Below are 656 nucleotides of genomic sequence, written 5' to 3'. Positions count from 1 at the left end.
GGCAACCCATTCCCGAAAGGACCGACCATGCGGCGACTCTGGCTCGAACAGGCCGTTTTTCTCCCCGAAGGATGGGCGTCCGGCGCGCGCTCGACATCGACGGGTCCGGCCGCATCGCCGGCCTCGCCGCGAATGCCCCGCCGGCCGATCGCGAAAACCGTCCCCGGCTGCGTGCTGCCCGGCCTGCCCAACCTGCACAGCCACGGCTTCCAGCGGGCGATGTCCGCGCTCGCCCAGCGCCGCCGCGCCGCCGCCGAGGATTTCTGGTCCTGGCGCGGCGTGATGTACCGCACCGCCCTCGCGCTGCCGCCGGACGACATCGCCGCCGTCACCGCCATGGCCTTCATGGAAATGCTCGAGCGCGGCTTCACCGCGGTCGCCGAATTCCATTACCTGCACAACGATTCCGCCGGCGCCCCCTATGCCGATCCCGCCGAGCTCGCCACGCGGGTGATCGAGGCGGCGGCGCAAACCGGCATCGGCCTCACCCTGCTGCCGGTGCTCTACAGCGCCGCCGGCCCCAACCGCCCGCCCGAGCCGGGCCAGCGCCGCTTCATCACCGATCTCGACGGGTTTCTCCGCCTGCACGCGGCCACGGCGGAACGGCTGCGCGCCCTGCCGGGCGCCGTGCTCGGCGCCGCGCCGCACTCGCTGCG

At 73.3% G+C, this 656-nt stretch carries 1 protein-coding gene; it reads left to right on the top strand.

Translation table 11 applies throughout. The features are described 5' to 3' along the window. Positions 1 to 27: 27 nt before the first annotated feature. A partial coding sequence (locus tag RT91_RS19965) for an amidohydrolase family protein (RefSeq protein ID WP_035189854.1) occupies positions 28 to 656 on the top strand: 629 nt, incomplete at its 3' end.

It is taken from the genome of Acidiphilium sp. JA12-A1, assembly GCF_000724705.2.
Classification (GTDB): domain Bacteria; phylum Pseudomonadota; class Alphaproteobacteria; order Acetobacterales; family Acetobacteraceae; genus Acidiphilium; species Acidiphilium multivorum.
The sequence above is the reverse complement of the archived record's forward strand: the minus strand, read 5'-3'. Positions and strand labels throughout refer to the sequence as shown.